Source organism: Pseudoalteromonas sp. G5_S1_14_S5 (assembly GCF_054968605.1).
On record NZ_JBQKUM010000032.1, the window covers coordinates 13,080 to 39,550 of the forward strand.

General features: G+C 43.9%; 23 protein-coding genes and 1 pseudogene. 16 read left to right on the forward strand and 8 right to left on the reverse strand.

Annotated features, from left to right (window positions below; all coding sequences use genetic code 11):
* The first annotated feature begins 262 nt into the window (after window positions 1-262).
* The 4 genes from ACTRWI_RS11325 to ACTRWI_RS11340 all read left to right on the forward strand — a co-directional run bounded on the left by ACTRWI_RS11325 (window position 263) and on the right by ACTRWI_RS11340 (window position 7,633).
* Window positions 263-1,726, forward strand: a complete 1,464-nt coding sequence (locus ACTRWI_RS11325; protein ID WP_499131413.1) for a sigma-54-dependent transcriptional regulator — start codon at window positions 263-265, stop codon at window positions 1,724-1,726.
* Window positions 1,716-3,743: a sensor histidine kinase gene (locus tag ACTRWI_RS11330; RefSeq protein WP_499131414.1), complete on the forward strand. Its 2,028-nt coding sequence runs from the start codon at window positions 1,716-1,718 to the stop codon at window positions 3,741-3,743. Before ACTRWI_RS11325 ends, ACTRWI_RS11330 begins: the two co-directional genes overlap by 11 nt.
* A 255-nt stretch (window positions 3,744-3,998) precedes the next feature.
* The gene (locus ACTRWI_RS11335) at window positions 3,999-5,618 is read left to right on the forward strand and encodes a methyl-accepting chemotaxis protein (protein ID WP_499131415.1); all 1,620 of its coding nucleotides are present in this window, start codon (window positions 3,999-4,001) and stop codon (window positions 5,616-5,618) included.
* A gap of 431 nt (window positions 5,619-6,049) precedes the next feature.
* Window positions 6,050-7,633 carry an ABC-F family ATPase gene (locus ACTRWI_RS11340; RefSeq protein ID WP_499131418.1) on the forward strand — a complete coding sequence of 528 codons (1,584 nt, stop codon included), beginning with the start codon at window positions 6,050-6,052 and terminating at the stop codon, window positions 7,631-7,633.
* A 123-nt stretch (window positions 7,634-7,756) separates the two neighbouring features.
* Here ACTRWI_RS11340 and ACTRWI_RS11345 read toward each other — a convergent pair whose 3' ends face one another.
* Window positions 7,757-7,987: a hypothetical protein gene (locus tag ACTRWI_RS11345; protein WP_499131420.1), complete on the reverse strand. Its 231-nt coding sequence runs from the start codon at window positions 7,985-7,987 to the stop codon at window positions 7,757-7,759.
* Window positions 7,988-8,227: 240 nt separating this feature from the next.
* Window positions 8,228-9,058, reverse strand: coding sequence for a formate dehydrogenase accessory sulfurtransferase FdhD (locus ACTRWI_RS11350; protein ID WP_499131422.1), 831 nt, complete (start codon window positions 9,056-9,058; stop codon window positions 8,228-8,230).
* Between the two features lie 413 nt (window positions 9,059-9,471).
* On the opposite strand from ACTRWI_RS11350, the gene ACTRWI_RS11355 reads away from it, so the two are divergent.
* The 10 genes from ACTRWI_RS11355 (at window position 9,472) to cobB (ending at window position 19,384) form a co-directional block, all read left to right on the forward strand.
* Window positions 9,472-9,933 carry a DUF3305 domain-containing protein gene (locus ACTRWI_RS11355; protein WP_499131424.1) on the forward strand — a complete coding sequence of 154 codons (462 nt, stop codon included), beginning with the start codon at window positions 9,472-9,474 and terminating at the stop codon, window positions 9,931-9,933.
* Window positions 9,923-10,570, forward strand: coding sequence for a DUF3306 domain-containing protein (locus ACTRWI_RS11360; RefSeq protein WP_499131428.1), 648 nt, complete (start codon window positions 9,923-9,925; stop codon window positions 10,568-10,570). Before ACTRWI_RS11355 ends, ACTRWI_RS11360 begins: the two co-directional genes overlap by 11 nt.
* A 301-nt stretch (window positions 10,571-10,871) precedes the next feature.
* Window positions 10,872-12,539 (forward strand): 4Fe-4S dicluster domain-containing protein, encoded by a 1,668-nt coding sequence (locus ACTRWI_RS11365; RefSeq protein WP_499131430.1) that lies wholly within the window; start codon window positions 10,872-10,874, stop codon window positions 12,537-12,539.
* 9 nt (window positions 12,540-12,548) lie between these two features.
* Entirely contained in the window at window positions 12,549-13,187 is a 639-nt protein-coding gene (locus tag ACTRWI_RS11370) for a TorD/DmsD family molecular chaperone (protein ID WP_499131432.1), read from the forward strand.
* A 78-nt stretch (window positions 13,188-13,265) separates the two neighbouring features.
* On the forward strand, window positions 13,266-13,466 hold the full coding sequence (locus tag ACTRWI_RS11375) for a twin-arginine translocation signal domain-containing protein (protein ID WP_499131435.1): 201 nt from the start codon (window positions 13,266-13,268) through the stop codon (window positions 13,464-13,466).
* Between the two features lie 10 nt (window positions 13,467-13,476).
* Complete coding sequence (locus tag ACTRWI_RS11380) at window positions 13,477-16,332, forward strand: formate dehydrogenase subunit alpha (RefSeq protein ID WP_499131437.1); 2,856 nt, start codon at window positions 13,477-13,479, stop codon at window positions 16,330-16,332.
* A gap of 11 nt (window positions 16,333-16,343) precedes the next feature.
* On the forward strand, window positions 16,344-16,952 hold the full coding sequence (gene fdh3B / locus ACTRWI_RS11385) for a formate dehydrogenase FDH3 subunit beta (protein WP_004742271.1): 609 nt from the start codon (window positions 16,344-16,346) through the stop codon (window positions 16,950-16,952).
* A gap of 13 nt (window positions 16,953-16,965) precedes the next feature.
* Entirely contained in the window at window positions 16,966-18,039 is a 1,074-nt protein-coding gene (locus ACTRWI_RS11390; protein ID WP_499131441.1) for a formate dehydrogenase subunit gamma, read from the forward strand.
* Window positions 18,023-18,439, forward strand: coding sequence for a hypothetical protein (locus tag ACTRWI_RS11395; protein WP_499131442.1), 417 nt, complete (start codon window positions 18,023-18,025; stop codon window positions 18,437-18,439). The genes ACTRWI_RS11390 and ACTRWI_RS11395 overlap by 17 nt, the downstream gene beginning before the upstream one ends.
* A gap of 228 nt (window positions 18,440-18,667) precedes the next feature.
* Window positions 18,668-19,384: a Sir2 family NAD+-dependent deacetylase gene (cobB, locus tag ACTRWI_RS11400; protein WP_499131444.1), complete on the forward strand. Its 717-nt coding sequence runs from the start codon at window positions 18,668-18,670 to the stop codon at window positions 19,382-19,384.
* A gap of 325 nt (window positions 19,385-19,709) precedes the next feature.
* On the opposite strand, the gene ACTRWI_RS11405 is transcribed toward cobB, so the two are convergent.
* The 6 genes and pseudogenes from ACTRWI_RS11405 to potA form a co-directional block, all read right to left on the reverse strand.
* Complete coding sequence (locus tag ACTRWI_RS11405; protein ID WP_499131446.1) at window positions 19,710-20,747, reverse strand: extracellular solute-binding protein; 1,038 nt, start codon at window positions 20,745-20,747, stop codon at window positions 19,710-19,712.
* A gap of 180 nt (window positions 20,748-20,927) precedes the next feature.
* Complete coding sequence (locus tag ACTRWI_RS11410) at window positions 20,928-21,074, reverse strand: hypothetical protein (protein WP_499131447.1); 147 nt, start codon at window positions 21,072-21,074, stop codon at window positions 20,928-20,930.
* A gap of 5 nt (window positions 21,075-21,079) precedes the next feature.
* Window positions 21,080-21,598 (reverse strand): annotated as a pseudogene (locus ACTRWI_RS11415) (extracellular solute-binding protein); the annotation flags it as partial.
* A 154-nt stretch (window positions 21,599-21,752) separates the two neighbouring features.
* Complete coding sequence (gene potC / locus ACTRWI_RS11420; protein WP_004742279.1) at window positions 21,753-22,523, reverse strand: spermidine/putrescine ABC transporter permease PotC; 771 nt, start codon at window positions 22,521-22,523, stop codon at window positions 21,753-21,755.
* On the reverse strand, window positions 22,523-23,380 hold the full coding sequence (potB, locus tag ACTRWI_RS11425; RefSeq protein ID WP_499131450.1) for a spermidine/putrescine ABC transporter permease PotB: 858 nt from the start codon (window positions 23,378-23,380) through the stop codon (window positions 22,523-22,525). Before potB ends, potC begins: the two co-directional genes overlap by 1 nt.
* A complete protein-coding gene (potA, locus tag ACTRWI_RS11430) occupies window positions 23,364-24,479 on the reverse strand; it encodes a spermidine/putrescine ABC transporter ATP-binding protein PotA (protein WP_499131452.1) in 1,116 nt (371 codons plus the stop codon). Before potA ends, potB begins: the two co-directional genes overlap by 17 nt.
* Before the next feature lie 329 nt (window positions 24,480-24,808).
* Here potA and ACTRWI_RS11435 point away from each other — a divergent pair, with 329 nt between their 5' ends.
* Both ACTRWI_RS11435 and ACTRWI_RS11440 read left to right on the forward strand, forming a co-directional pair.
* Window positions 24,809-25,624 (forward strand): DUF2189 domain-containing protein, encoded by an 816-nt coding sequence (locus ACTRWI_RS11435; RefSeq protein WP_499131454.1) that lies wholly within the window; start codon window positions 24,809-24,811, stop codon window positions 25,622-25,624.
* Window positions 25,617-26,468 carry a glucosaminidase domain-containing protein gene (locus tag ACTRWI_RS11440; protein ID WP_499131455.1) on the forward strand — a complete coding sequence of 284 codons (852 nt, stop codon included), beginning with the start codon at window positions 25,617-25,619 and terminating at the stop codon, window positions 26,466-26,468. The genes ACTRWI_RS11435 and ACTRWI_RS11440 overlap by 8 nt, the downstream gene beginning before the upstream one ends.
* Window positions 26,469-26,471 lie beyond the last annotated feature (3 nt).

A 26,471-nucleotide genomic window follows, 5' to 3' on the forward strand; every position in this document is an offset into this window, starting at 1 on the left:
CTGTTTTAAAGGGCTGAAAGAAGGACATGTACATAAAATGCCAACTATAGTAATTAAAAAACCTCTCCCTACAAGCAATCTTAATGCCAATAAATAATGCATCAAGTCTCACTTAATTGCTGTTGTTTCGGACAAAACTCCGTCATTTTACGAGATAAAGTAAGCCAAAACATGAGCTAGGACAAAATGTCGCACATTGTCCCTGTCGAACAAAAGGTTAATTGGTACACTCTGTCCCAACTTTCCCTAACGGCTGATCATTATGTCTTTACCTAGTTCAAACGCCTCTAACCACAATCCAAACACTTTGACCCAATATCAGGCGTTTTCTGTCCTGGTGGTTGATGATGAAATTGGTATGCAGGCAATTTTAAAGAAAACACTAGGTAAGTACTTTGGCAAGGTGTCGAGTGCGGGCTCTGTAGAAGAAGCAGAAACACTACGTTGCAATGAACACTTCGATCTAATCGTTCTCGATATCAATCTTCCGGGCCGCTCTGGCATTGAGTGGGAAGAAGCCTTCAATGATAGCGACCGAAAAGCCGATGTTATCTTTATGACGGGCTATGCCGATCTAGAGATGACCATATCTGCACTCAAGCTCGGTGCTTCAGATTTCATTTTAAAACCATTTAACCTAGAACAGATGATACAAGCTGTACTTCGTTGTATGGATAAGCGCCTTGACCAAAGAATGCAGTACGCGTTGAAGCGCGATGTCAGCCGCCACATAAAAACCGAGATTATTGGTAACTCAGATAAGACCAAACAACTCAAGCTACTTATTAGTCAATTTGCACCATCACGAGCGTCCGTGCTGGTAGAAGGTGAGTCTGGTACCGGTAAAGAGTTGGTTGCCCGTGGTATTCATGAAGCAAGTAAGCGTAGTGGACCATTCGTACCAGTCAACTGTGGTGCTATTGCCCCAGAACTTCTCGAAAGTGAATTATTTGGACACACCTCTGGCGCCTTTACTGGTGCAAAGAAAAACCGTGAAGGTTTATTCAGAGTTGCTAACGGGGGTACTTTATTCCTTGATGAAATTGGCGAAATGCCTCTGCCAATGCAATCTGCATTATTGCGAGTGCTCGAGCAGCGAACCATTCGCCCAGTTGGCAGTGAGAAAGAGATTTCTGTAGACGTTCGTGTTGTCGCGGCAACTAACCGAAACCTTCAAGAAGAGGTCGAGAAAGGGCATTTCCGTCGCGATCTATTTTACCGACTTAATGTGCTCAAGATTGATGTGACTCCTTTACGTGAACGACCATCCGATCTCGTCGAACTTGTTCCTTATTTCACTCGTCTATTGTCAAGTGAGCTGGGTATGCCGTTACCTCATTGGGCGCATGAAGACATCTTGGCTATGAATGAATACAAATGGCCAGGTAACATTCGTGAGCTAAAGAATATGGTTGAACGCTGCATTCTATTAGATAAGCCACCAGCTCACTACTGGCGAGAGATAAATGGCGACCCTACGCCTGCAAGTATTTCAGTGACGGTGTCACACGGAGCTGAAGTGCCAAACTTAAATACAACGGACGCTGCTGAAGGTTATCCGAACACTTGGACACTAAAAGAAGTCGAAAAAGCACATATCGAACAGCTCGTGAATTTCCACGATGGCAATAAGTCTGCCGCAGCAAGAGACCTTGGCGTTGCACGTAAGACGTTAGAACGTAAATTCAAAGATTGGAACACAGAAGGCTCTGAATATGCCGATTAGACGTCATTGGTGGGCAAAGTGGGCGTTCCGTTTCAAAACTATGGTGCGCTACCGCTTACTGTTTCTCACATCAGCGCCGATTTTTCTGACGCTTTGTGCTCTTGTCGCTATCACTCTTTATTGGTCAGTTCACTATACCTGGCAGGGCGCTTTAATTGATGTCGATGAGCGTTTGGACGTGGCAGATAACAGTATTCATCTGATTCAAAATCAGCAAGCCTACAACGTGCGTGCGTTTGCCGAGTCGTACAGTTTTCAAATGAAGCTAGCGAGTGGCGTTTCTCAAAATGAACTTATTCATTGGGTTTCAGAGAATAAGTCGCGCTATGGACTCGACTTTTTGCGCTGGCGCAGTGTTGGAAGCATGGCGAAGAAACTCGAGTACTTAGATTTAACCAATAAATCGTCATTCTTTAGTGTGTTAGACAGTAAAGAACTGAATTATTTAGATCGTGATCTTGCCAAAAAAGCGGAAGTCCCGATGCTCAATGGTAATGACGTGGAGACTCGTGGTTTGGTGAGCCGCACTGTAGAGTCGATTAGAGATGAGCAAGGCCATATGATCGGTTTTCTTGATGGCGGGATCTTACTGAACAACAGCACACAGTTGGTTGATCAAATCAGTAACCTGATCTATCCGCAAAGAGATGGATTTAATCGCCATGTCGGTACTGTCACCGTATTTCTTGATGACCTTCGGGTGAGTACAAACGTGCCACTAAGTAGTGAAAACAGTGAAGGTCGAGCGATTGGCACACGCGTTTCTCATGAGGTTCACTCAAAAGTCCTCAACGAGGACAAAGAGTGGTTGGACCGTGCCTATGTTTATGATGCATGGTACATCACCGCTTATCAGCCAATTCATGACCAGTCTGGCAAGGTTATTGGCATGCTTTACACCGGTTATCTAATCTGGCCACTCATTGAAACCTACCTGACTAACCTTGGCGAAATCAGTATCATCATTGTTTTGCTGTTGATTACTTCTGGTTTGATCGTTCACCGTGGTGCTCGGGATCTTTTCGACCCAATTGAACGAATTCATAAAGTGGTGAAACTCGTGCAATTGGGCAAAGATAAACGCATCGGCACTTTAGGCTTGGATGATCAACACGAGCTTACCTTACTCGCTAAACAGTTCGATAAGATGCTGGATTTGCTTCATGAGCGTAATCAAGAGATTCAACAAGCGGCGTTAGAACTTGAGTGTAAAGTTCATTCGCGTACCGCCAGTTTGAAGGAGAAAACCGAAGAACTTGAGTTACACATTAAGCTACTCAATCAAGCGAGAGATAAGCTGGTGGTCAATGAGAAACTAGCAGCGCTGGGCGAACTTACCGCTGGTATTGCTCATGAGATCAACAACCCCACAGCAGTGATTCTTGGCAACGTAGAGTTGATGAAATTTGAGCTCGGTGATGAAGTCAGCCGTGTCGAAGAAGAGGTCCATGCCATCATGGAGCAAATCGACCGGATCCGAAATATTACCCGAAGCTTACTGCAATATAGCCGACACGGTGGTGTGCAGGATGAGATCACGTGGCAACACATCAACCCTATCGTTGATGAAAGTATAACGCTCGTGAAAACCGGAGCGAAAAAGCGCGACATGGTTTACGTTTCGAACCTAAACGCTAAAACATCGGTTGAAGTAAACCGAAACCAACTGCTGCAGATTCTGGTTAACCTACAAATGAATGCGATTCATGCGATGGACGGGCAGGGAACATTAACCATTTCGAGTGAAGACTGGGTTGAGAATGGCGTATCTCATGGTGCTATCGTGCACGTTGAAGACGAAGGCAGTGGCATCAAAGAAGAGCAGTTAAAACGAATCTTCTCACCATTCTATACAACGAAACGCGACGGTACTGGCTTAGGCTTATCCGTATCTCAGAGTATCTTGAGCCAAATTGGTGGTGAGATACGCGTAGAGTCAGAAGTGGGTAAAGGAAGCCGCTTTAGTATTTATCTTCAACAAAAAGCGACACCTCAATTATTGGTTTCAAATCTCTGAGTTAATTACACTAGCTGTTACACGATCGCGACTTTAAGTGCTTGGGCTGTTGATTGAATTTTCAGCCCAAGCACGAAAATTCCGCACTACAAAATCATCCCCCACAAAAAATCTACCGGTTTGACCTATACCTCTTTTTGGTTATGTAACAAGCTGTATATTTATCAATCTTGATGCATATCATCTGAGCTGTACGAAATTTTGATAACTTGGTCCAAAATCCATAATCAAAACATATATTAAAGTCAGTCAGCTATGAAATTAAGTAATCTATCTATCAAATCGAAACTCGCCTCAATTGTTGTTCTATCGGTTGTATTACTGGTAATGGCATCAACATTTAATCTGATGCAACAGCGAGCAAGCTCTGTGGAAGAGCGTCAAGATAAGCTCAGCGCTCAAGTTGAAACAGCCATTAGCTTAGCCAACTATTACTACAGCCAACGCAGTGTGCTAGGTGATGAAATAGCAAAGGAGCGTGCGCTGCAAGCGATTGAAACGCTTCGTTACGACAACACCAACTACTTCTGGATCCTCAACCAGCAACTCAACATTATCAGCCATCCATTAAAGCCAGAGCTAAACGGCACTAACGCAGGTAATTTGAAAGACGGCGCAGGAAAGCACCATTGGCGTGAAATGGTGACGATCTCGCGCTCTCCTCAAGAGAAAGGCTTTCTCGATTATCAGTGGATGAGCCCACAAGGTGAACTCAAAGATAAAATCTCTTATGTAGAGCTTTTCCCTGAATGGAATTGGATTATTGGCTCAGGAATACTGGTCGCTGATATTCAAGAGGCTTTCTATGGGTTAGCAATGAATGAAGGCATGGTCGCGGTTGTTTTATCAGGCTTACTGTTTGCGATGGGTTATGCGATTTCTAACAATATATTGTTGCCACTTAACAAGCTTATCGACAACATACATAAGATTGCTGATGGTGACCTTCGTGTTCGCATGAACATGACACGCAAAGATGAGTTGGGCGATATGAGCCAACAGATCGATACCATGCTCGACAAACTGCAAACGACGCTTCGTACCGCTAACGAATCTGCAGACCTGTCAAGCAATATGGCAAGTCATATCGCACAAGCCAGTGAAGAAGCAGCAACCAGTGTCAATTCGCAACATGCACAACTTGAACTGTTATCGACGGCAATGACAGAGATGAGCGCGACCATTTCAGATGTCGCGATGAATGCAGAAAACACCGCTGCGAGTACCAACAAAGTGGTCGATCACGCTAACCAAAATGATGAAAACATGCAGGTAACGGCAACGACGATATCTCAAGTATCTGAGAATATTTCGATTGCAAATAACTTGGTCAGAGATCTTCAATCTGGAGTTACAGAGATAAACCAAGTGGTTTGTGTAATCCGCGATGTATCAGAGCAAACCAATTTACTGGCACTCAACGCTGCAATTGAAGCAGCACGAGCAGGGGAACAAGGGCGTGGCTTTGCTGTCGTTGCTTATGAAGTTCGTAATCTAGCAAGTCGCACGCAGAACTCTACCAACGAAGTGCAATCGACCATTGAAAAACTAACACAGCAAGCTGAACGCACGTTTAATGCTATGCAAAGCAGCAATGAGAAAGTGGACCACAGTGTGGTAGCGTCTAATGAGACACGCCAGCAGCTCGATGTCATTGTTAATGAGCTACACAACGCCAATGATATGGTTTCGCAAATTGCGGCAGCGTCTGAGCAGCAGAGCACAGTAGCAACAGAGATGAGTGAGAGTGTCACTGGGATTCATTTAGCCGCTAACGAAGTACTACAGGCTTCACAATCGCTGGCTGAAGACAGTCAGAAAATGGCAAACACTACTGAACATCTCACGGAACAGTTGAAGTACTTTAAGGTTTAGTCCAATTCACAATGAAACTTATAGCGTTACAGAACTAATAGACGTTACATCGGCTACAACCATAAAAACACCTCCGAACCTTATTCAAATGCGGAGGTATTTTTGTTTCGAGTAATCTCGCTATCAACCTGAACCTAAGAGTGGGCAGCCACTGAGATTTTAGGTGGGTTGATATTGTGTTTCTTAAACTCTTTCATGACACGAAGCGTAATATATCAGACGGTTTTTACTCGTTAGCACAGTACTTTTTATGTTGCACGATTGGTTTATTTATCACTACATAAATAGAAATCAAAAAATGTGAGTTACCTCAAACTATGATTTAGCTGAATTATCGCTCAGTTATTAGCGAGTAATTGCAATCAATACTTGCAGTTAAAGCCCTGAACAAGTAACGTTGCGGCGTTTTTCACATTAAAAAGGTAAAGGCATTGATCTCCACAGCAAATATCACCCAACAATTCGGCGCTAAGCCACTTTTCGAAAATATTTCAGTTAAGTTCGGCGAAGGTAACCGTTACGGTTTAATCGGCGCGAATGGCTGTGGTAAATCGACGTTCATGAAGATCCTATCTGGTGAACTAGAGTCGACTTCTGGCAACGTAAGCTACGATCCAAACGAGCGCGTAGCTAAGCTAAACCAAGACCAATTTGCTTACGAAGAATTCACGGTAATCGACACGGTTATCATGGGTCACAAAGAGCTATGGGCAATCAAGCAAGAGCGTGACCGCATTTACTCTTTGCCAGAAATGAGCGAAGAAGACGGCATGAAAGTAGCTGACCTTGAAGTTCAGTTTGCTGAAATGGACGGTTACATGGCTGAAGCGAAAGCGGGTGAGCTTCTTCTCGCTGTTGGTATTGAAGAATCACAACACTTCGGTCTAATGAGCGAAGTAGCACCTGGTTGGAAACTTCGTGTGCTTCTGGCGCAAGTTCTATTCGCAGACCCGCACATCATGCTTCTAGACGAACCAACGAACAACCTGGACATGGATACAATCCGCTGGTTGGAAGAGACACTAAACCAACGCAACTGCACAATGATCATCATTTCGCACGACCGTCACTTCCTAAACTCTGTATGTACACACATGGCTGACCTAGACTACGGTGAACTTCGCCTTTTCCCAGGTAACTACGATGAGTACATGACGGCAGCAACTCAAGCGCGTGAACGTCTACTGTCTGACAATGCTAAGAAGAAAGCACAAATTGCTGAACTTCAAACGTTCGTTTCTCGTTTCTCTGCTAACGCATCTAAAGCGAAGCAAGCAACGTCTCGAGCTAAGCAAATCGATAAGATTCAGCTTGAAGAAGTAAAAGCTTCTAGCCGTCAAAACCCATTCATCCGTTTTGAACAGTCTAAAGAGCTATTCCGTAACGCACTTGTGGTTGAAAACCTATCTCAAGGCTTTGAAGAAGACCTATTTAACAAGTTCGATGCCATCTTCGAAGTAGGTGAGCGCGTTGCAATCATTGGTGAGAACGGTGTGGGTAAAACAACACTACTGAACACACTAGCTGGCGAACTTGAAGCTCGTACTGGTGAGTACAAGTGGTCTGAAAACGCAAACATCGGCTACTACGCTCAAGACCATGCTCATGATTTCGAAGAAGACATGAACCTGTTCGATTGGATGAGCCAATGGCGCCAAGAAGGTGAAGACGAGCAGGTTGTTCGTGGCTTTCTAGGTCGTATGCTATTTGGTCAAGACGACATCAAGAAATCAGTTAAGGTAATTTCTGGTGGTGAGCAAGGTCGTATGCTTCTTGGTAAGATCATGATGCACAAGCCAAATATCCTACTTATGGATGAACCGACTAACCACATGGATATGGAATCTATCGAAGCGCTTAACTTGGCTCTTGAGAACTACAAAGGCACATTGTTCTTCGTATCTCACGACCGTGTATTCGTAGACTCTCTAGCTACACGTATCCTTGAAATCAAAGATGGCAAGATCAACGATTTCCGTGGTACTTACGCTGAATTCCTAAAAGCACGTGGCTAATTTAGACTAGTGTTTCGGACAACCGCTGTTTGTAAAAACCGATAGTTTAAATATAACGAAAAATGTCCTTATAGAATTGAAACGCCCTTATCAGTAGAAAACGATAAGGGCGTTTTTTATTACCTACAGTTTATTCAGAGGTGGTGATAGTCCACAACATTTAAACTGAGCCACAATCTTCTCTAATTTCACACTCACGCTCGATACCTGTTCACTATAACGTACAGAACCTGATACCACGCTATGTGTGTTACTTGCTAGATGAACAATGTCACTGATGTTTCGGTCGATCTCCGCAGATACCATGGATTGTTCTTCAGACGCAGTCGCTATCTGACTGTTAAGGTCAAACATCTCTCCAACTTGGAAGTAAGCTCATTAAATGTATGAATACAAATCCAATGAGTTATTGACCTTTAAAATCAATGTTTGCTTTAGGAAAAGCTAATTTAATACATGATACATGTAGGTTTAGATGGTCTGAAGCGTGGAACCTGTATCGGGGACGAATTGGAATGGAAACTTAATGATATAAAAAAGGTGCAGTTGATACGGCACCTATAAGATTTCACTAAGCAGGGGTTAACTTTACGCTTACTGCGCGCCTTTGACGTTGAAATCTATCTTGTCTGCACCTGTAAAGACTTGGAAACGTAAGCCTTTAGCTCGAGCAATAGTAGTGATACCGAACTTCTGCGCTAAATCTAAACCCATTTGGGTCACGCCAGAACGTGATAGGAGAACAGGAATACCCATCTGCGCCACTTTGATGACCATTTCAGAGGTAAGGCGACCTGTGGTGTAGAAGATCTTGTCTGCGCCATCTTCTTTGTTGAGCCACATCTCACCCGCAAGGGTATCAACGGCATTGTGACGACCTACATCTTCCACAAACGACAACACTTGGTCATCTTTGCACACCGCACAACCGTGAACCGCACCCGCTTTCTTATAGGTGTCGTTATAGTGGGTCAGGGCTTCCAGAGCAGTATAGATCTCAGATTGCTTAATCTTGGTTTGAGGCACTTGGTAATCTTCCAACTGCTTAATCACATTGCCGTACATGGTGCCTTGACCACAGCCAGACGTCACCGTCTTCTTCTTCAATGCTTGCTCAAGTTGGCTTGTGTCTTCTTTAGTGATGACCGCTGCAGAGCTGGTTTCCCAATCAATAATGATAGATTCAACGGCTTCTGGATCAGAAAGGAAGCTTTGGTTTTTCAAATAACCTAAGACTAACGCTTCCGGGCGAGAGCCCAATGTCATCAAAGTGACGATCTCTTTCCAGTTCAGCATTACCGTAAAAGGGCGCTCACAAGCGATTTGTTTTGTTAGCTTCTCACCATATTCGTCAAACACTTCAACTTCGATGGTCTGAAGTGGGTTTTCACTGGTTTTTATTATGTTTGGTTTTACCACAGTCACGTCCTACTTAATGAGATAGCGATTTTATGAGATAGGCGTTAACAAGAGCAGCATAGCTCTCGTTACTCAATGCGTTAGTTTGTATGTGTCATTATCGTTCACGCTTCAATGAATAACCATACGACAGCATGGCGAAGAGCGTTTGCAAATCTTATTCCAAAATAACGGGGATTCGTTAAAACATGAAGCATTAGATTAAAATAGCGCAAAATATGAGAGTTCACGGAGACTAACTGTCTCAAACCAGCGCAATCGACTAACGTTATAAAGGTAAATTAGCGACAGACGCAACACAGATACGGTAAGACTCAAGCTGTATTGGCGTGTTTATTGCTTTGTAGAGGGTATATGATTATACGAAGTACAAAATGTCCTACGTATGATCAGAATAAAGAAAATCAATTGGGTGCAGTATGTCTGAGATAAAAGAATTCCAAGAACACTACGAAAAAACAATATCAGCTTGGCCAATAGGTGTCCAAAGAATAGAGAAAGAGATCAAAACTGGTATTTGGGTAACGACTCAATGGGAACTCATCGGTTTTGAATTATTACCTGAAAATGAAACCCCAGACGTATGTTTGCTCCAGTTACACAAAGACGAACGTACCGACTACCGCTTCAATCTAAGCTCTCAGCAACCTAAGCTATTCTTAGTTATGGATAATGTTGACTCCGGTAAACCTATTATTCAATTACTGACGGCGTCACAAACAGTCGCAGGCCAGTACATGGACGGAGATAACCAAGTATTGTCTTACAACATGCCTTTACCTGTACAAGCGTGGATGGAAGCCTTTATCGGTCGTCATGGTGAATTATTAGAAGCAAGACGCAAGAAGCGTAAAGGGGCAGGTCGTTCTAATGGCAACTAACTTTTTTAGCCGTTGGTCTCAACGAAAGCTCGATGAATCGACTGACAAAGCGCTCGAAGCTGAACAGCCTGTTGAGGAAACTTCGTTTACTTCTTCTGAGCCAGCTTCTCAAACACTCAGCTCAGCTGAAGAACTCGCACCAAATGACCCAACTTCTATCGAGCCAACTGACGCTTTAGAAGAGTCTGCTGACACTAAAGAGTCGGCATCAGAGACTACTGAAGAGCTATCTATGGCTCAATTATTGGTATCAGAAGCATCAGAAAGCGTAAAAAAAGCCGCATTACGTAAATTCTTTCTCTCAGAAGAGTTTAACGTGCGTGATGGCTTAGACGATTACGATGACGATTACAGTAATCTTAAGTCACTTTCTGAAGGTGTCGCTGAAAGCTTACGTGATTGGGTAAAAGAGAAGGTAGAAGAAGAAACCCCAAGCGAACAAGAGCAAGTTACTGAAAATCAAGAAGAAGCTTCAATTAATAACGCTGAAGAAGCGGAATCAGATCTTGTTATAAGTGACGAAATTACGGGACAAGAAAAAGAACTGTATAAAAACATAGTATCAGATAATTTCGACACCGACGCTATCGAAAAAGACCCAAAAGAGGTGAGACAAAATATACCACACAAAGAATAGGTACATTTTGACTAAACACTCAATGAACCGCTTGCGACAAAATGTCCCAAGCGGTTTTTTTATTATAAATATCGATTTAGTTTCAACCTAATCCATTGAAAATATTGAATTATTAAATTGGCACGGCACTTGCTAATACTAGTCCGTTATCGACTTTTTTGTAGATAACTCGCGTAAACTTGACGAGTGAATGAATAGTTAACGAGGCCATCAGTTGTTAACTGATTACTCAGCAAGTGCTCTAACGCTACCTACAATCAAGATTGAACAGATTATCCATATCCAAAAATGGAACTGAGCAATGCTTAAACAATTATTAGAACAAGCAACTTCAAATAACGCAAAAGCGAGGCTGTATGCGTTTGAGAATACCGTTGAGTTAACAAACCTAATTCCACCGACAGTCAGTTATGAAAGTGGTGGTAATACACTAATTATTGGTCCAACTGCGATCATTGAAAGTGCTGCGGCTCAATTGCCTCAGTTAACAAGCCTGACACTACTTTCAACAGACGGTGCCAAAGCGACCAATGCTGAGTCAGAGCTTTACTACGCAAATACTGTTCAGGTTTCTGGATTCCTTGGTACGTTCGAAGTTCTAATCGAAAACAAAGGCCTAACCAATAACCTTGCGAAAGTAGCAATCAATCATGACTGTTTTGATGTGGTTTTGGATTTATGTCTGAATAGCTGCATGACAGAAGAAGTGCCTGTTCCTGGTTATTACCCGGTAGGGCGCGGTTATCCAAAACTGGCTGAAGCGCTAGAAGAAATTCCTACGTTAATGGGCACGTTTGACAAGCCTAAGTTCTTCCGTTTGGACACAGACCTATGTGCACACAGTTCTCGTGGTGTGAAAGGTTGTGAGCGTTGTGTTGATGCTTGTCCTGCTGGTGCACTCTCAAGTGAAGGCTCTGATAAGACGGGTCACAAGATTGAGATCAACCCTTACCTATGCCAAGGCGTAGGTACTTGTGCAACGAGCTGTCCGACAGAAGCTATCTCTTACGCATTGCCTAACCCTGATGATACTCAAAAATTCATTGAACGTACGCTCGCTAACTACGAGCAAGCGGGCGGTTTGGATCCAATTGTACTTATCTGTAGCTCACGTCATGAAACCTACAACGCGATGGCACTTAAAGCGCTACCGGACAACGTGATTCCTATTGTTGTCGAAGAGCTGCCATCTATTGGTATCGATACTTGGTTTGCAGCATTGGTTAATGGTGCGACTCAAGTTCTGTTTGCGGCATCTCGCTTTATGCCAGAAACGATCATTCGTGTTCTGAATAACGAAGTAGGGATTGCTCAAGAACTACTAGACCAAATCGGTATTCCGAAAGCAACCATCGATATTTTGTACTTAGAATCTCTACGTGAAGGTCCTCCAACACTGTGTGTGGATTCGTTTGACCTTGCACTTGGCGATCTTCAAGGCAATAAGCGTCAACGTCTATTCACAGCACTTGATGCGATGTCTTCAGCTCGTATTCCTGTTGAGAATATTGTTGAGCTTCCGTCAAACGCTCCTTACGGAAACGTTTCGTGTGATAGCAAAGATTGTACGTTATGTATGAGTTGTGTGGCTGTATGTCCAACACGTGCACTTCATACCGACGGAGCTTCTCCATCTCTTAAATTTGTAGAACAAGACTGTATTCAATGTGGCCTGTGTGAAAAGGCATGTCCTGAAAATGTTCTAACTCTTACGCCTCGAATGAACTGGGTGAAAGAAGAACGTCAGAAAGCGGTTGTGATTCATGAAGAGAAAGCAGCGGAATGTGTACGTTGCCACAAACCATTCGCACCTCAGTCTATGATCGACATGCTACAGAACAAGTTACGCGGTCACTCTCACTTTTCAGATGAAGCGGCGATTAATCGTATTGCTATGTGTGAAGACTGCCGTGTGGTGGATATGTTCGATTCAATGGCTCAAGACCCATTGAAACAATTGAAATACTAGGAGTTAGCCTTGGAAACGAATTTGGATCAGGCACAAGAACAGACACTAAGAACTGAGATCTACTTGGTTCTATCTGCACTATTTCGTTGCGCACCTTCTGAAGAGGTGATCGACTTTCTAAAAACGCTAGACATTGAAGCATCTGAAAGCGCAATGCAGAAAGCTTGGGTTGCTATTCAAAAAGCGGCAACAGAATCAAATCGAGAAGCACTAGAAGATGAATATCAAGATCTTTTCATCGGCATTGGTCGCGGAGAGGTCGTTCCATTTGGTTCTTGGCATCGCACTGGCGCCATGATGGAGAAGCCATTGGCTGATATTCGTCATGATTTAGAGCTTTTAGGCATTGAGCGTGATGATCAAGTGAAAGAGCCAGAAGATCACATCGCGGCGCTATGTGAAGTGATGGCGATGCTAACGGCTGAGGAAGAAGCACTGCAACAAGCGGTATTCAATAAGCACCTTGGCCCTTGGTTTAACTCTTTCATACGTCAGCTTGCAGGGGCAGAAAGCGCGAACTTCTACAAATCAGCCGCTCAGCTATGTGAAGCATTCTTAACGTTAGAACAAGTGCGTTTTAGCGTGAATACAAAAAGCAGTAAGCACAAATTAAAGATTGATGTGAAAAACGTCACTGATTACGAGTAATCGAGCAGTACGCGATTATATCGATAGAGGGGCATTAAACCTCCAAAAAAAGATCTACCGTAAGGTAAGGAAGCAATGATGAAAGATAATAAAGATATAAATACAAGCCGTAGGGATCTACTCAAAGGCTTGACGACTGCAGCCGTTGCTGGTGCCGTTGTTGCTGGTACAACTAAAGTGGCAACCGCTTCAGAAACCATTGAAATTTCGAAAGAAGATGTGAAGAAGACTGGCTATCGTGAAACGCAACACATTCGCGATTACTACGACACACTTTAGGAGGTAACGGATGAAACTTGTCAAACGCTCCGATAGTGTGAGCAAAGAAACCAATCAGCTCGGTGTGTCTCGACGTGCCTTCATGAAAAATACTTCATTAGCTGCTGGTGGTGCGGTCGTTGGTGCAAGTCTATTTGCACCAGCCATGATGAAGAAAGCACAGGCTAAAGCAGTCGATCCAGAAGCGAAAACAGAAGTGAAACGTACTATTTGTTCTCACTGTTCTGTGGGCTGTGGTATCTACGCTGAAGTTCAAAACGGTGTTTGGACAGGTCAAGAGCCTGCATTCGATCACCCATTTAACGCTGGTGGACACTGTGCGAAAGGTGCAGCACTTCGTGAGCACGGCCACGGTGAGCGTCGTCTTAAGTACCCAATGAAATTAGAAGGCGGTAAGTGGAAAAAGCTTTCTTGGGAACAAGCGATTGAAGAGATCGGTAACAAAGCGCTAGAACTTCGTAAAGAGTCTGGCCCTGATTCAGTTTACTTCCTAGGTAGTGCGAAACACAGTAACGAGCAAGCTTACGCATTCCGTAAGATGGCGTCGCTTTGGGGCACGAACAACGTTGACCACCAAGCGCGTATTTGTCACTCAACCACAGTAGCCGGTGTTGCAAACACTTGGGGTTACGGTGCAATGACAAACTCGTTCAATGACATGCACAACTGTAAATCGATGCTGTTCATTGGTTCAAACCCTGCAGAAGCTCACCCAGTAGCGATGCAACACATCTTGATCGCGAAAGAGAAGAACAACTGTAAGATCGTTGTTGCGGATCCTCGTCGTACGCGTACTGCTGCGAAATCAGATCACTACGTTTCTCTTCGTCCAGGTTCTGACGTTGCGTTTATCTGGGGTGTGTTATGGCACGTCTTTGCAAACCAATGGGAAGACAAAGAGTTCATTAAACAACGTGTATTCGGAATGAAAGAGATCCGTGAAGAAGTGGCGAAATGGACCCCAGCAGAAGTTGAACGTGTAACTGGTGTTAGTGAAAAAGACGTATACCACACAGCGAAACTACTTTCTGAAAACCGTCCGGGTTGTATCGTTTGGTGTATGGGTGGTACTCAGCACACGACTGGTAACAACAACACACGTGCTTACTGTGTACTTGAACTTGCGCTAGGTAACATAGGTAAATCAGGCGGCGGTGCAAACATCTTCCGTGGTCACGATAACGTACAGGGCGCAACTGACCTTGGCGTACTTTCTGACACTCTTCCGGGCTACTACGGCTTGTCTGAAGGTTCTTGGCGTCACTGGTCAAAAGTTTGGGATATCGACTTTGACTGGGTGAAAGGCCGTTTCGACGACAACGCATACGGTGGTCAAAAACCAATGAATAGTGCAGGTATTCCTGTATCTCGTTGGGTTGATGGCGTACTTGAAGACAAAGACAAGATTCGTCAACGCGAAAACATCCGCGCGATGTTCTACTGGGGTCACGCGGTAAACTCTCAGACTCGTGGTCCAGAGATGAAGAAGACGATGCAGAAGCTGGATATGATGGTTATTGTTGACCCATACCCAACGGTTGCAGCGGTAATGAACGATCGTACCGACGGCGTTTACCTGCTACCAGCAACGACTCAATTTGAAACCCACGGCAGTGTAACGGCGTCAAACCGTTCTCTTCAATGGCGTGACAAAGTCGTTGAGCCTCTGTTCGAATCTAAACCTGACCACGAAATCATGTACTTGCTTTCTAAGAAGCTTGGTTTCTCTGATCAGCTGTTCAAGAACATTCGTGTTGAGAACAACCAACCTCTCATTGAAGACATTACACGAGAATTCAATAAAGGTATGTGGACGATTGGCTACACAGGTCAAAGCCCTGAGCGTTTGAAGGAGCACCAACAGAACTGGCATACGTTCGACAAAACGTCTCTAGAAGCAGAAGGCGGTCCAGCAAATGGCGAGACTTACGGTCTACCTTGGCCATGTTGGGGCACACCGGAGATGAAACACCCTGGTACACACATCCTTTACGATACGTCTAAGACGGTTGCTGAAGGTGGTGGTAACTTCCGTACTCGTTTCGGTGTTGAGTTTGAAGGTCAAAGCCTACTGGCTGAAGACAGCTACTCGAAAGGCTGTGAGATCAAAGACGGTTACCCAGAGTTCAGCGACAAACTACTGAAACAACTGGGTTGGTGGGATGATCTAACTGCAGAAGAGAAAGCGTCTGCTGAAGGCAAAAACTGGAAGACTGACGTTTCAGGTGGTATCCAACGTGTGGCAATTAAACACGGTTGTATCCCATTTGGAAATGCGAAAGCACGTGCGATTGTTTGGACATTCCCAGACCGTGTACCACTGCACCGTGAGCCGCTTTACACGCCACGTCGTGACCTAGTTGCTGATTATCCAACATGGGATGACAAAGAAGTTATCTTCCGTGTTCCTACGCTTTACAAGTCGATTCAAGAGCAAGACAAATCTGGCGAATACCCGATTATCCTGACCTCTGGTCGTCTGGTTGAGTACGAAGGTGGTGGTGAAGAGACTCGTTCAAACCCATGGCTAGCTGAACTTCAACAAGAAATGTTCGTTGAAGTGAACCCGAAAGACGCAAACGACATCGGCTTCAAAGACGGTGATGATGTTTGGGTTGAAGGTGCAGAGAAGGGCCGTATTAAGGTGAAAGCGATGGTAACACGTCGTGTTAAACCTGGTTTGGCGTTCATCCCATTCCACTTCGGTGGTAAGTTCCAAGGTGAAGATTTGCGTTCTAAGTACCCAGAAGGCACTGACCCTTACGTTATTGGTGAAGCTGCTAACACAGCAACCACCTATGGTTATGACCCTGTCACCTTGATGCAGGAAACGAAAGTAACCCTTTGTAATATTCGTAAAGCGTAAGGAGTCTTAAAATGGCTAGAATGAAATTTCTTTGTGACACCAAGCGTTGTATCGAATGTAACGGTTGTGTCACTGCATGTAAGAATGAAAATGATGATGCTCTGGAATGGGGTATTCAACGTCGTCGCGTGGTGACATTAAACGATGGCGAACCGGGTGAAAACTCAATCTCAGTAGCGTGTATGCACTGTACTGATGCACCGTGTATGGCAGTGTGTCCAGCAGACTGTTTTGAACATACAGAAGACGGCATCGTGCTTCACAACAAGGATCTTTGTATCGGTTGTGGTTACTGCTTGTTTGCTTGTCCGTTTGGCGCACCTCAATTCCCTAAACAGGAAGCATTTGGTGAGCGTGGCAAAATGGACAAATGTACCTTCTGTGCTGGCGGCCCTGAAACAGAACCAGGTTCAGTAGAAGAGCGTCAGAAGTACGGTGCGAACCGTATTGCTGAAGGTAAGCTTCCAATGTGTGCTTCACTATGTTCTACCAAAGCACTGCTTGCGGGCGACGCAGAGAAAGTTTCTGATGTTTTCCGTCAACGTGTTGTTGAACGTGGTGCGAAAGGCGCGGGATGGACAGACGGTAATGACCTGTCTTACGACGCAACTAAGAGCTAAGTAGGGGAGACATATGCTTACAATATTTAAGCGTCTCTTCCTTGTTATGCTGCCAATGTTGGCAGCACTAACAATGCTTTCTCCTATGAGTCATGCATCTGAGACGAACTCATCACAAACTCAGGCAAGCTCAGCTGAAAGAGAAGTGGTTCAACTTGCTGGTGCGGATTACTGGCGACAAGTTAGAGATGGACAATCAGGTTACACTACATCTCAGTCTCCTGAGCATGGCGTACTCATCAGTACTCCAGGTCAAACATGGTACATCTTGAAAGAGAAGTGGATGTCACCAGCAGGTGCCGTTGCTATCTTTGGCAGTATTGCTTTTGTCACTCTGATGTACGTAGTGATTGGTCCATTGATGCTCAGTGCGCCAAGAACAGGTCGTAAGATCAAACGTTGGTCTCGACTGGATCGTGCATTGCACTGGAGCATGGCGTTTACCTTCCTGACACTGGCGTTCAGTGGTTTGATGTTGGTTTACGGTAAACACTTCTTGAAGCCATACATCCCAACGGATCTATGGGGCTTTATCATTCTATTGGCAAAGCAGTACCACAACTACATTGGTCCGATTTTCTACGTGCTATTGATGGCAGTGCTTATCAAATGGTGGCGTAAATCGATCTTTAAGAAAGTGGATATTCAGTGGTTCTTGAAACTTGGCGGTATGGTAGGGAAACATAAAGGTTCTCACCCATCTGCAGAGTTCTCAAATGCTGGTGAAAAAGCACTGTTCTGGCTACTTATCGTTATGGGTAGTGTCGCTGCAATCAGTGGTTTGGTATTGGACTTCCCAATCTTTGGTCAAACTCGCCGTGATATGGAGCTTTCAAACTTAGTACATATGTTGGCTGCTCTGATCCTTATCTGTGGTTTCGTGTTTCACATCTATATCGGTCTGTTCGGCATGGAAGGCGCACTAGAAGGCATGGTAACGGGTGAAGTTGATGAAACCTGGGCGAAAGAGCACCATGACCTTTGGTACAACGAAGTTGTGGAACAAGAGAAAAACGGTGTTGAACAAAACGCTAATGCCGCAACAGAGAAGAGTGAAGGGGTGAATAAGAATGAACAAACCTCATAAGGGTATTTGGGTTGCTTATATCCTAAGCTGTTTCACACCATTTACTTGCCTTATCTCTGGTGTGATCGCAATTATCTACGCGGTCTATCGTTTGGATAAAGGCGCAGACGGCAAAGTCGTTGATACGCATTACTATGGTTTAATCCGCTCGTTCTTCTTGAACCTAACCTTCTTTGTGGTTCTTATCGTAACGGTAGCGACCTCAAACGGCGTGTTAATCGGTGTGAACGATTACTGGTATCAAAACCATATCATCGATGATATTGCTTACTACATTCCATATGTAGGTATGTTATTCGGTGGTGTAGCGATTGTGGTTTGGTTTATCCGTATGTATCAAGGTATGCAGCGTTTAAGTCAAAATCTACCGCAAACCCCGTCTACAGGACCAAACCTGTAACGCTAGTGCGTTGAAAGCAAAGCCCAGTGATTGTTTCACTGGGCTTTTTGCGTTTACAAGAATCAATGTGAGCGTTTTGCAAACAAAAGAAGGCAAACGACAAGCGAGTTATGTCACAAATAGTTAATGAATTCAGTTGGGTAAGACTATGGTCTAATCCCCAAAACTATTGTAGGAATTTGAACAGTGCTAAGCTGTTACAAAGTGACATATTGAAAAGGACGTTATATGCATTTCCCATATCGAAATATCGTAATTCTTACTGGTGCCGGCATTTCTGCAGAGTCGGGTATCCAAACATTCCGAGCAAAAGACGGGCTATGGGAAAACCATAAAATCGAAGATGTCGCGACGCCTGAAGGGTTCGCAAAAGATCCAGACCTTGTACAAGCCTTCTATAACAAGCGTCGTCACGGCTTACAAAGCGAGAGCATCTTGCCGAATGCCGCTCACAAGGCACTAGGAGAGCTTGAAGACAAATTTGACGGCAACGTTACTATAATTACGCAAAACATCGACAACTTGCACGAGAGAGGCGGTAGCAACAACATTATTCACATGCACGGTGAATTGTTGAAAGCGCGTTGCAGTGAATCTAATCAAGTGGTGGAGCACAAAGACGATATCGAAACGGGTGAGCTTTGTCATTGTTGCCAAATCCCTGCACAAATGCGTCCACACATTGTTTGGTTTGGTGAAATGCCGCTAAGAATGGGTGACATCTATTCAGTACTTGAAGAAGCGGATCTGTTTATTTCGATAGGCACATCTGGTGTTGTATATCCAGCTGCGGGTTTTGTACATGACGCTAAAATGCATGGCGCGCACACGATAGAGATAAACCTTGAACCAAGTGCGGTTGAGAGTGAATTTGAAGAGAAGCGCTACGGCAAAGCCAGTGTTGAAGTACCAAAACTGGTGAATGAGCTATTGTCGGTTGAGTGAGGCTCGCTAACCGCTTAAATTAACACTATCACTGAAAAAAGAAGCAAACACATGTCTGACTGCAAATAAGAGATCAGAAAGTTAGTGGATATAGATCTTAATCACGAGGGGGTTGGTTTCAAGAATAGGTCGTAATTAGAGTCTATATGGACGAACGAGCTAACGGCTAACATCAAAAATGACGCCATAAGCATCAGAGTCACAATCATTAAAATGGGGTTCGCAGCATATTAAATGAACTTTATATGTTTTAACATAATCTTATGTAAAGTATCGATAAAAATAAAGCGGCTTACGCCGCTTTAATCACTAACCAGTAACAAGTTTAGTTGTTTACTTTTAGTTTTTGGAAGTACTCGTCATAAATAACGCTCGCTTCACCAACTTCATCTTGCCATACACCGTTATCCATCACTGATTGTGGTGGGAAAATATTCTTGTCTTCAGCAAACTCTTTCGGAAGAATAGGATAAGCAGTCTTCACTGGAGTCGGGTAACCGATCTCTAGAGCAATCTTAGCTGCGTTCTCTGGACGAAGAAGGAAGTCGATCATTTTATGAGCCGCTTCGATGTTCTTTGCACCTGAAGGAATCGCTAGGCTGTCCATCCAGAAGATAGCGCCTTTCTCTGGCCAGATGATATCAATAGTTGCACCCTCTTGGCGTGCCATGTAAGCAGAGCCATTCCAAAGCATACCAAGAGACACTTCACCTGCAAGGTAAGGGTTCGCAGGGAAATCTGAGTTAAATACCAACACGTTAGGCATTAGTTTACGAAGCTCTTCGTAAGCTTCTTTAATCTCTTCAGGGTTAGTTGTGTTTGGAGAGTAACCCAGTTTAGATAGTGCGATATGGAAAACCTCACGAGAGTCGTCCATCATCATCAGCTGACCTTCCCACTGTGTATCCCACAGGTCCCCCCAGTTTTTCACTGAAGATTTGTCTAGCATGTCTGAGTTGATACCAATGCCCGTTGCACCCCAAATGTATGGGATAGAGTAGTTGTTGCTTGGGTCAAATGGCTTATCTAAGTAGTTTGGATCCAAATCAGCAAAGTGGCTTAGCTTAGTTTTATCAAGCTCTTGAAGCATACCTTCTTTACGCATCTTAGAAACAAAGTAAGTAGAAGGAACAACTATGTCATAACCCGTACCTTGAGTTTTTAACTTAGCGTACATGCTTTCGTTAGACTCGTAAGTAGAGTAATAAACTTTAATACCCGTCTCTTTTGAGAAGTCTTCTAGCACTTCATTTGGGATATATTCAGACCAGTTGTAAAAATACAGTTCTTGGTCAGCTGCGAAAGAGGGTGAAGAAAGTAAAGTAGCAGCACACAATGCGCCGGTATACAGTGTTTTTTTCATTACTGTTCCGTTCATTTGTTTGATTTGAAGTTGGGTAGTGAGCCCAAAGTAAATGGATTTCGAAAAATCGCGCTATATTATATCAGTGATAAAATAAAATAGGCAGCCTAAGCTGCCTATTCATTGATATTCTGATTTTTAACTTGTTGATTATCGAATGAGACTAATCAAAAAAAACAGTTATTGACCCGCTTTAAGCTTCATGAAGTAGTCTTCGTACTTCACTGTCTTATCGCCAACCGCAGCTTGCCATTCAACACGATCAAGGTCTTCTTGAGGTGGGAACAGAGCCGGGCTGTCTTTGAACTTCTCGTTCGATGCTTTCACTGCTGTTAGGTAGCCAGTATCACGAGAGTTTTTTCCGCGATTTCTGGGCGCAGTAGGAAGTCGATCATCTTGTGAGCCGCTTCTACGTTTGTTGCGCCAGAGCTGATTGCAAAGTTATCAACCCAACCAATACCGCCTTCTTTAGGGAATACCAGTTTAATCGGCAGACCTTCGTTTTGAGCCGCTGCTGCAGAACCGTTCCAAAGCATACCAAGGCCAACTTCACCAGACATGTATGGTGCGCCAGGGTTGTCTGAGTTAAATACTAAAACATTTGGCATTAGCTTTTGTAGCTCAGCGTACGCTTCGTCGATCTCTTTCTCGTTAGTAGTGTTGCCTGAGTAACCTAACTTGCGTAGAGCAATCTGGAACACTTCACGAGTGTCATCCATCATCATTAGTTGACCTTCAAGCTCAGGCTTCCATAAGTCAGCCCAGCTTTGAAAATCTTCTGGATTGTACATGTCTGTGTTCACAGCAAGACCCGTGATCGCAACAACGTGTGGAATAGAGTAGCCCATTTTTTCATTGACATTAGCTCTAAACTAAACGTTGCCCTCAGGCAATAGATAGAAAAACAGAATGGCAATTTACCATTCTGTTTATGATTAACACCTTTTGTAGAACATCGAGTTTCTCAACTTCTTATCAATTCAGCCTCGTTAAAGGGTAGGAGGCTTACTTAATTTTCTCTCTCGCTAACAACTGAGAAATAATCACCAGTATTAGCGACACCACTAACATCACTGTTGCTAGGGCGTTGACCTCTGGAGAGATACCTACTTTAACCATAGAGTAAATCTTCAGTGGCAAGATTTCGTACGTTGGACCGGTTACAAAAGAGCTGATAATCACATCGTCCAAAGACAGTGTGAAGCTCAACAACCAACCCGCAGCAACCGCAGGCTTTGCAAGAGGCAGGATGATCTGTTTTAGAATCGTCCATTCACTTGCACCTAAGTCTTTTGCTGCTTCAAGCATTTTCACATCGAAGCCATTCAAGCGGCTGTAAACCGTTACAACAACAAACGGCAAACAGAACGTAATGTGTGCAGCAAGTAAGGTAAAGAAGCCTAGTTGCACACCCATTACCAAGAACAAAGCCAGTAAAGAGATTGCCATTACGATGTCTGGTGACATCATCACGATGAACAACATGCCATTGACCACACCTTTACCTTTGAATTGGTAACGGAATAGGGCTACTGCTGTCAGGCTGCCGACAATCGTTGCTGCTGTTGCTGAGAACACCGCTACGTTAATCGAGTGCCACGCAGCCTGCATTAGGCTGTCGTTGTTAATAAGTGCGTCATACCACTTGGTGGTGAAGCCACCCCATTTCATACCAAACTTGTTGGCATTAAATGAGTTCGCAATCAACACGATAATAGGTAGGTATAGAAAAGCGTATACCAGTGCCATAAAGCTGAACTTAACTGTGCGACCCATTAGTCTAGCTCCACCTTCTTATTCAATAGCTTGCCCGCTCGGTAGTAGGCATAAAGCATAATTGCCATCGCAACCGTCAGCGCAATACTCGTAGCCGCGCCAAACGGCCAGTCTCGGGCGTTGAGTACTTGGCTCTTAATCACGTTACCAATCAGCAAGTTCTTAGCACCGCCTAGCAAGTCAGAAATGTAGAACATGCCTAACGCTGGAAGAAGTACTAATAAACAACCACCGATGATGCCGGGCATCGTTAGCGGTAATACAACTTTCAACAAGGTTTGAAGCTTGTTTGCGCCTAAGTCTTTTGCTGCCTCTAGGTACGTGTCATCCAGTTTTTCAATCGCTGAATACAACGGAAGAATCATGAACGGCAGTAGGATATACACCAAACCGATCATTACCGCCGTTTCTGTGTACATAATACGCAGCGGCTTATCGATGATATCTAGCGCTAGTAGGCTTTTGTTTAAGACACCTTGAGTACCCAGTACAGTCTTCAAGCCGTAGGTACGAATCAAAGAGTTCGTCCAGAATGGCACAATCACCAAAAACAGCATGAAAGGGCGCCATTTCTCTGGCATTTTTGCCACGATGTAGGCAAACGGGTAGCCAATGATCAAACACAATAGCGTCGCGATAATAGCCATATAGAAAGAGTGCATCAGCACTTTAAAATACAGCGGGTCGGCCAAACGGATGTAGTTATCGAGAGTGAAGGTCATCTCGATCAAGTTTGCTTCGTCACGAGTTAAGAAGCTGGTACCAATGATCATGATGTTTGGAATCATCACGAACAGCACTAACCAACCTGTGATTAAAGCAACAATCGCGTTTTGTAAATTAAACTTCTTGCTCATCTTCTAATACCACTTCCCAGCTCTCAACCCAAGTTACTGCAACTTTTTGGCCCAGTGAGTGATCAACATCAGGGTCATCTTCGTTGAAGAATTCGCTTACCATTACGCGCATGCCAGATTCTAGTTCTACAACTGAATCTAAGGTCATGCCTTTGTAGGTACGCTCGACAATGTGGCCAACAATACCGAGTTGCTCAGACTCTTTAATCTCTTCAATACGGAGATCTTCAGGACGAAGTAATACCTGCAGTTTTTGACCAGAAGTGATGCATTTATCGTGGTAGATAACTGACTCTTCACCTTCAATTGTCGCAAAAATGCGTTTTTCATCTAAACGAGATGTCGCTGTCGCATCGAATACGTTAATTTCACCAATGAAGCGAGCAACAAAAAGGTTCTTAGGCTCTTCGTAAATCTCTCTTGGTGTTCCGTCTTGCTCAATCACACCGTCACGCATAACAATAATACGGTCAGACATCGACAGTGCTTCTTCTTGGTCGTGAGTTACAAAAATAAACGTGATACCAAGTTGGCGCTGAAGTTGTTTCAGCTCGATTTGCATCTGTTTACGAAGTTTGTAATCCAGAGCAGACAGAGATTCATCCAACAAAAGAACTTTAGGCTTATTAACGACAGCACGAGCGATTGCGATACGTTGTTGTTGACCACCAGAAAGCTGGTGTGGTTTTCGTTGTGCCATCTGTCCTAGGCGCACCATTTTTAAAGCTTCCATTACACGAGGTTCAATCTCGCTATTTGGAACTTTCTGCATGCGTAGGCCAAATGCCACATTTTCGAAAACGGTCATATGTGGGAATAGGGCATAGCTTTGGAATACAGTGTTAACATGCCTTTGTTCAGCAGGGACTTGGGTTACGTTCTGTTCAGCTAATAGTATTTGACCACTATCTGCCGTTTCAAAACCCGCAATCATTCTTAGTACCGTTGTTTTACCACAACCTGATGGGCCTAAAATCGTGAGAAACTCACCATGATTTACGTTTAGATCAAGATTGCCGATGACTTCCTTACCATCGAAGCTTTTACTAATACCAGTTAGCTGTACTACTGGTTTTACTACTGATTTTTTAGCGTTCAACGTCTGTTTTTCTCCACCTTGGTTCTGTTTGAGAACCTGTTGCTATACACCTTTGAGGCGCGCATCATAATCACCAAAAACGTGAAATCAAAGCATTTTTTACCATTCGAAGATAAAAAATTTCGCAGGTAAAAGTAAACATCCTTTACCATACTGTTATTTTCTGGGTTCACGCCCCAACAGACGTCTAATTATTAACCATTAAGACGCAAAAGCAAGCCTTGTTACAGTTTCATATTTTAGTTTGTATCCGACATATGAGTATAATGAAGGTAATTTTTATCAATAAGTTAGGTGGCTCAGTTTAATTGACACACCTAGGTATCACTATGAACAACGACATCGAAAAAGATTTTAATTTAGGCGGTAGTATCGACCGTGCACTTTCTGGCGATTATGAGCTCAAAGCATCGGCTGTATTCCAAGAGGCATGGAAACATACGGTAAGTCACTTTCTTTCGTTTTCGCCGGCAATAGTTGCTCTGATGTTCGTGCAACTGGCTATCTTCTATATTGCACTAAAGCTACAGCTAGGTGACCCAGCTGTTATCTTAGACGCCGTTATCGACCCAGAGGCTTTTACTCCGCAGATCGTTGAGTCGATCTTTATTGCTAATTTCAGCTATGAAGTTATCAGCGCACCTATCTATGCAGGTATCTGTTTGATGGCGATGAGCCATGCTGCTGGTCTACAGACTAAAATTCACCACATTGGCAAAGGCCTACAGTTTACAATTCCAGTAATCCTTGTGACTCTGTTCAGTCTGATGCTTCAAGGTATTGCAGGTATGATTCTGCCTTTTCTGTCGATTTACTTCTCGCTTGCTTTCAGCCACTCAATCCTGTTGATTTGCGATAAGAAAGTACCACCAATGCAATCGCTTCTGCTTTCTCTGCGTGCTGTAAACAAGAAAATCTTCACAGTTGCTTCTATCTACCTATTAGTAATGCTGATGTTCATCGTCGCGGCAATGATGTACGGCATCGGTCTTATCTTCGTTTTACCTTTCTTCTTCCACGTTAAAGGGATTCTTTACCGCGAGATGTTTGGCATTAAACTCAAACTGATTGCGTCAGACAGACCAAAGAGCGACGACGACCACAACGGTAGCAACAATAAAGACCCACAGGTATTCGATGCATAACAACTCTAAATCAACCGCAAGTAAATCACTTGCCCTAAAAGTGACAGCATTAGCCTTAGTTGGCTCAATCTCGTTAGTTGGCCCAATGCTTTACCAACAAGAGGAAGAGCGTAGGCGAGCAGGTCAAGTGGCCCAAGACTCAGAACAAAAGTTTGGTGACTTGACCGTCCCTTCTAATAAGCCAGACTTCGCAGCTATTGAAGATGTAAATGAAAAGAAAGACACTTTCTTTTCTTATCTTCGCCCAAGTATCAATATCGAAAACAAGCGAATCACAAAAGAACGTGCGTTTCTAACCAAGCTTTCAGAAACAGGGTTGACCAATGTTGATTCTGAAGACGCGTCATACGCAAAGCAACTAGGGAAGCTGTATAGCCTACCAGTACCTTCATCAGGCTTAGATGATGCTTGGCTGACAGAAATGTTGAATCGTGTAAATGTGTTACCTGAAGCGCTTGTATTAACTCAGGCGGCCAATGAATCAGCTTGGGGCACATCACGTTTCGCCACTAAAGCGAATAACTATTTTGGTCATTGGTGTTACACCAAAGGGTGTGGCCTAGTTCCGTTACAACGTAATGAAGGCAGCTCGCATGAGGTTGCGACTTTCTCTTCGAGCCAAGAATCTGTGCATCGTTACTTCATGAACCTTAACCGAAACCGTGCTTACGCAGACTTAAGAGCGATTCGTGCAAAACTGGCGGGAAAGGGTGACGATCTGCTAACGACGCAAACCGCTACTGAACTCAGCAACGGCTTGCTAAAATATTCTGAGCGAGGTTCAGACTATGTGACTGATTTACGAGCTATGATCCGTCACAACGAGGTATACTGGAAAAAATAACTC

Bases quoted from the DNA above. Each gene is read 5' to 3' on its own strand.
- ACTRWI_RS11365 (WP_499131430.1), top strand. From the start codon at position 10,872: ATGCTTAAACAATTATTAGAACAAGCAACTTCAAATAACGCAAAAGCG.
- fdh3B (WP_004742271.1), top strand. From the start codon at position 16,344: ATGGCTAGAATGAAATTTCTTTGTGACACCAAGCGTTGTATCGAATGT.
- ACTRWI_RS11405 (WP_499131446.1), bottom strand. From the start codon at position 20,747: ATGAAAAAAACACTGTATACCGGCGCATTGTGTGCTGCTACTTTACTT.
- cobB (WP_499131444.1), top strand. From the start codon at position 18,668: ATGCATTTCCCATATCGAAATATCGTAATTCTTACTGGTGCCGGCATT.
- ACTRWI_RS11380 (WP_499131437.1), top strand. From the start codon at position 13,477: ATGAAACTTGTCAAACGCTCCGATAGTGTGAGCAAAGAAACCAATCAG.
- ACTRWI_RS11325 (WP_499131413.1), top strand. From the start codon at position 263: ATGTCTTTACCTAGTTCAAACGCCTCTAACCACAATCCAAACACTTTG.
- ACTRWI_RS11335 (WP_499131415.1), top strand. From the start codon at position 3,999: ATGAAATTAAGTAATCTATCTATCAAATCGAAACTCGCCTCAATTGTT.
- ACTRWI_RS11395 (WP_499131442.1), top strand. From the start codon at position 18,023: ATGAACAAACCTCATAAGGGTATTTGGGTTGCTTATATCCTAAGCTGT.
- ACTRWI_RS11345 (WP_499131420.1), bottom strand. From the start codon at position 7,987: ATGTTTGACCTTAACAGTCAGATAGCGACTGCGTCTGAAGAACAATCC.
- ACTRWI_RS11360 (WP_499131428.1), top strand. From the start codon at position 9,923: ATGGCAACTAACTTTTTTAGCCGTTGGTCTCAACGAAAGCTCGATGAA.
- ACTRWI_RS11390 (WP_499131441.1), top strand. From the start codon at position 16,966: ATGCTTACAATATTTAAGCGTCTCTTCCTTGTTATGCTGCCAATGTTG.
- ACTRWI_RS11375 (WP_499131435.1), top strand. From the start codon at position 13,266: ATGAAAGATAATAAAGATATAAATACAAGCCGTAGGGATCTACTCAAA.
- ACTRWI_RS11440 (WP_499131455.1), top strand. From the start codon at position 25,617: ATGCATAACAACTCTAAATCAACCGCAAGTAAATCACTTGCCCTAAAA.
- ACTRWI_RS11435 (WP_499131454.1), top strand. From the start codon at position 24,809: ATGAACAACGACATCGAAAAAGATTTTAATTTAGGCGGTAGTATCGAC.
- ACTRWI_RS11330 (WP_499131414.1), top strand. From the start codon at position 1,716: ATGCCGATTAGACGTCATTGGTGGGCAAAGTGGGCGTTCCGTTTCAAA.
- ACTRWI_RS11355 (WP_499131424.1), top strand. From the start codon at position 9,472: ATGTCTGAGATAAAAGAATTCCAAGAACACTACGAAAAAACAATATCA.
- potB (WP_499131450.1), bottom strand. From the start codon at position 23,380: ATGAGCAAGAAGTTTAATTTACAAAACGCGATTGTTGCTTTAATCACA.
- potC (WP_004742279.1), bottom strand. From the start codon at position 22,523: ATGGGTCGCACAGTTAAGTTCAGCTTTATGGCACTGGTATACGCTTTT.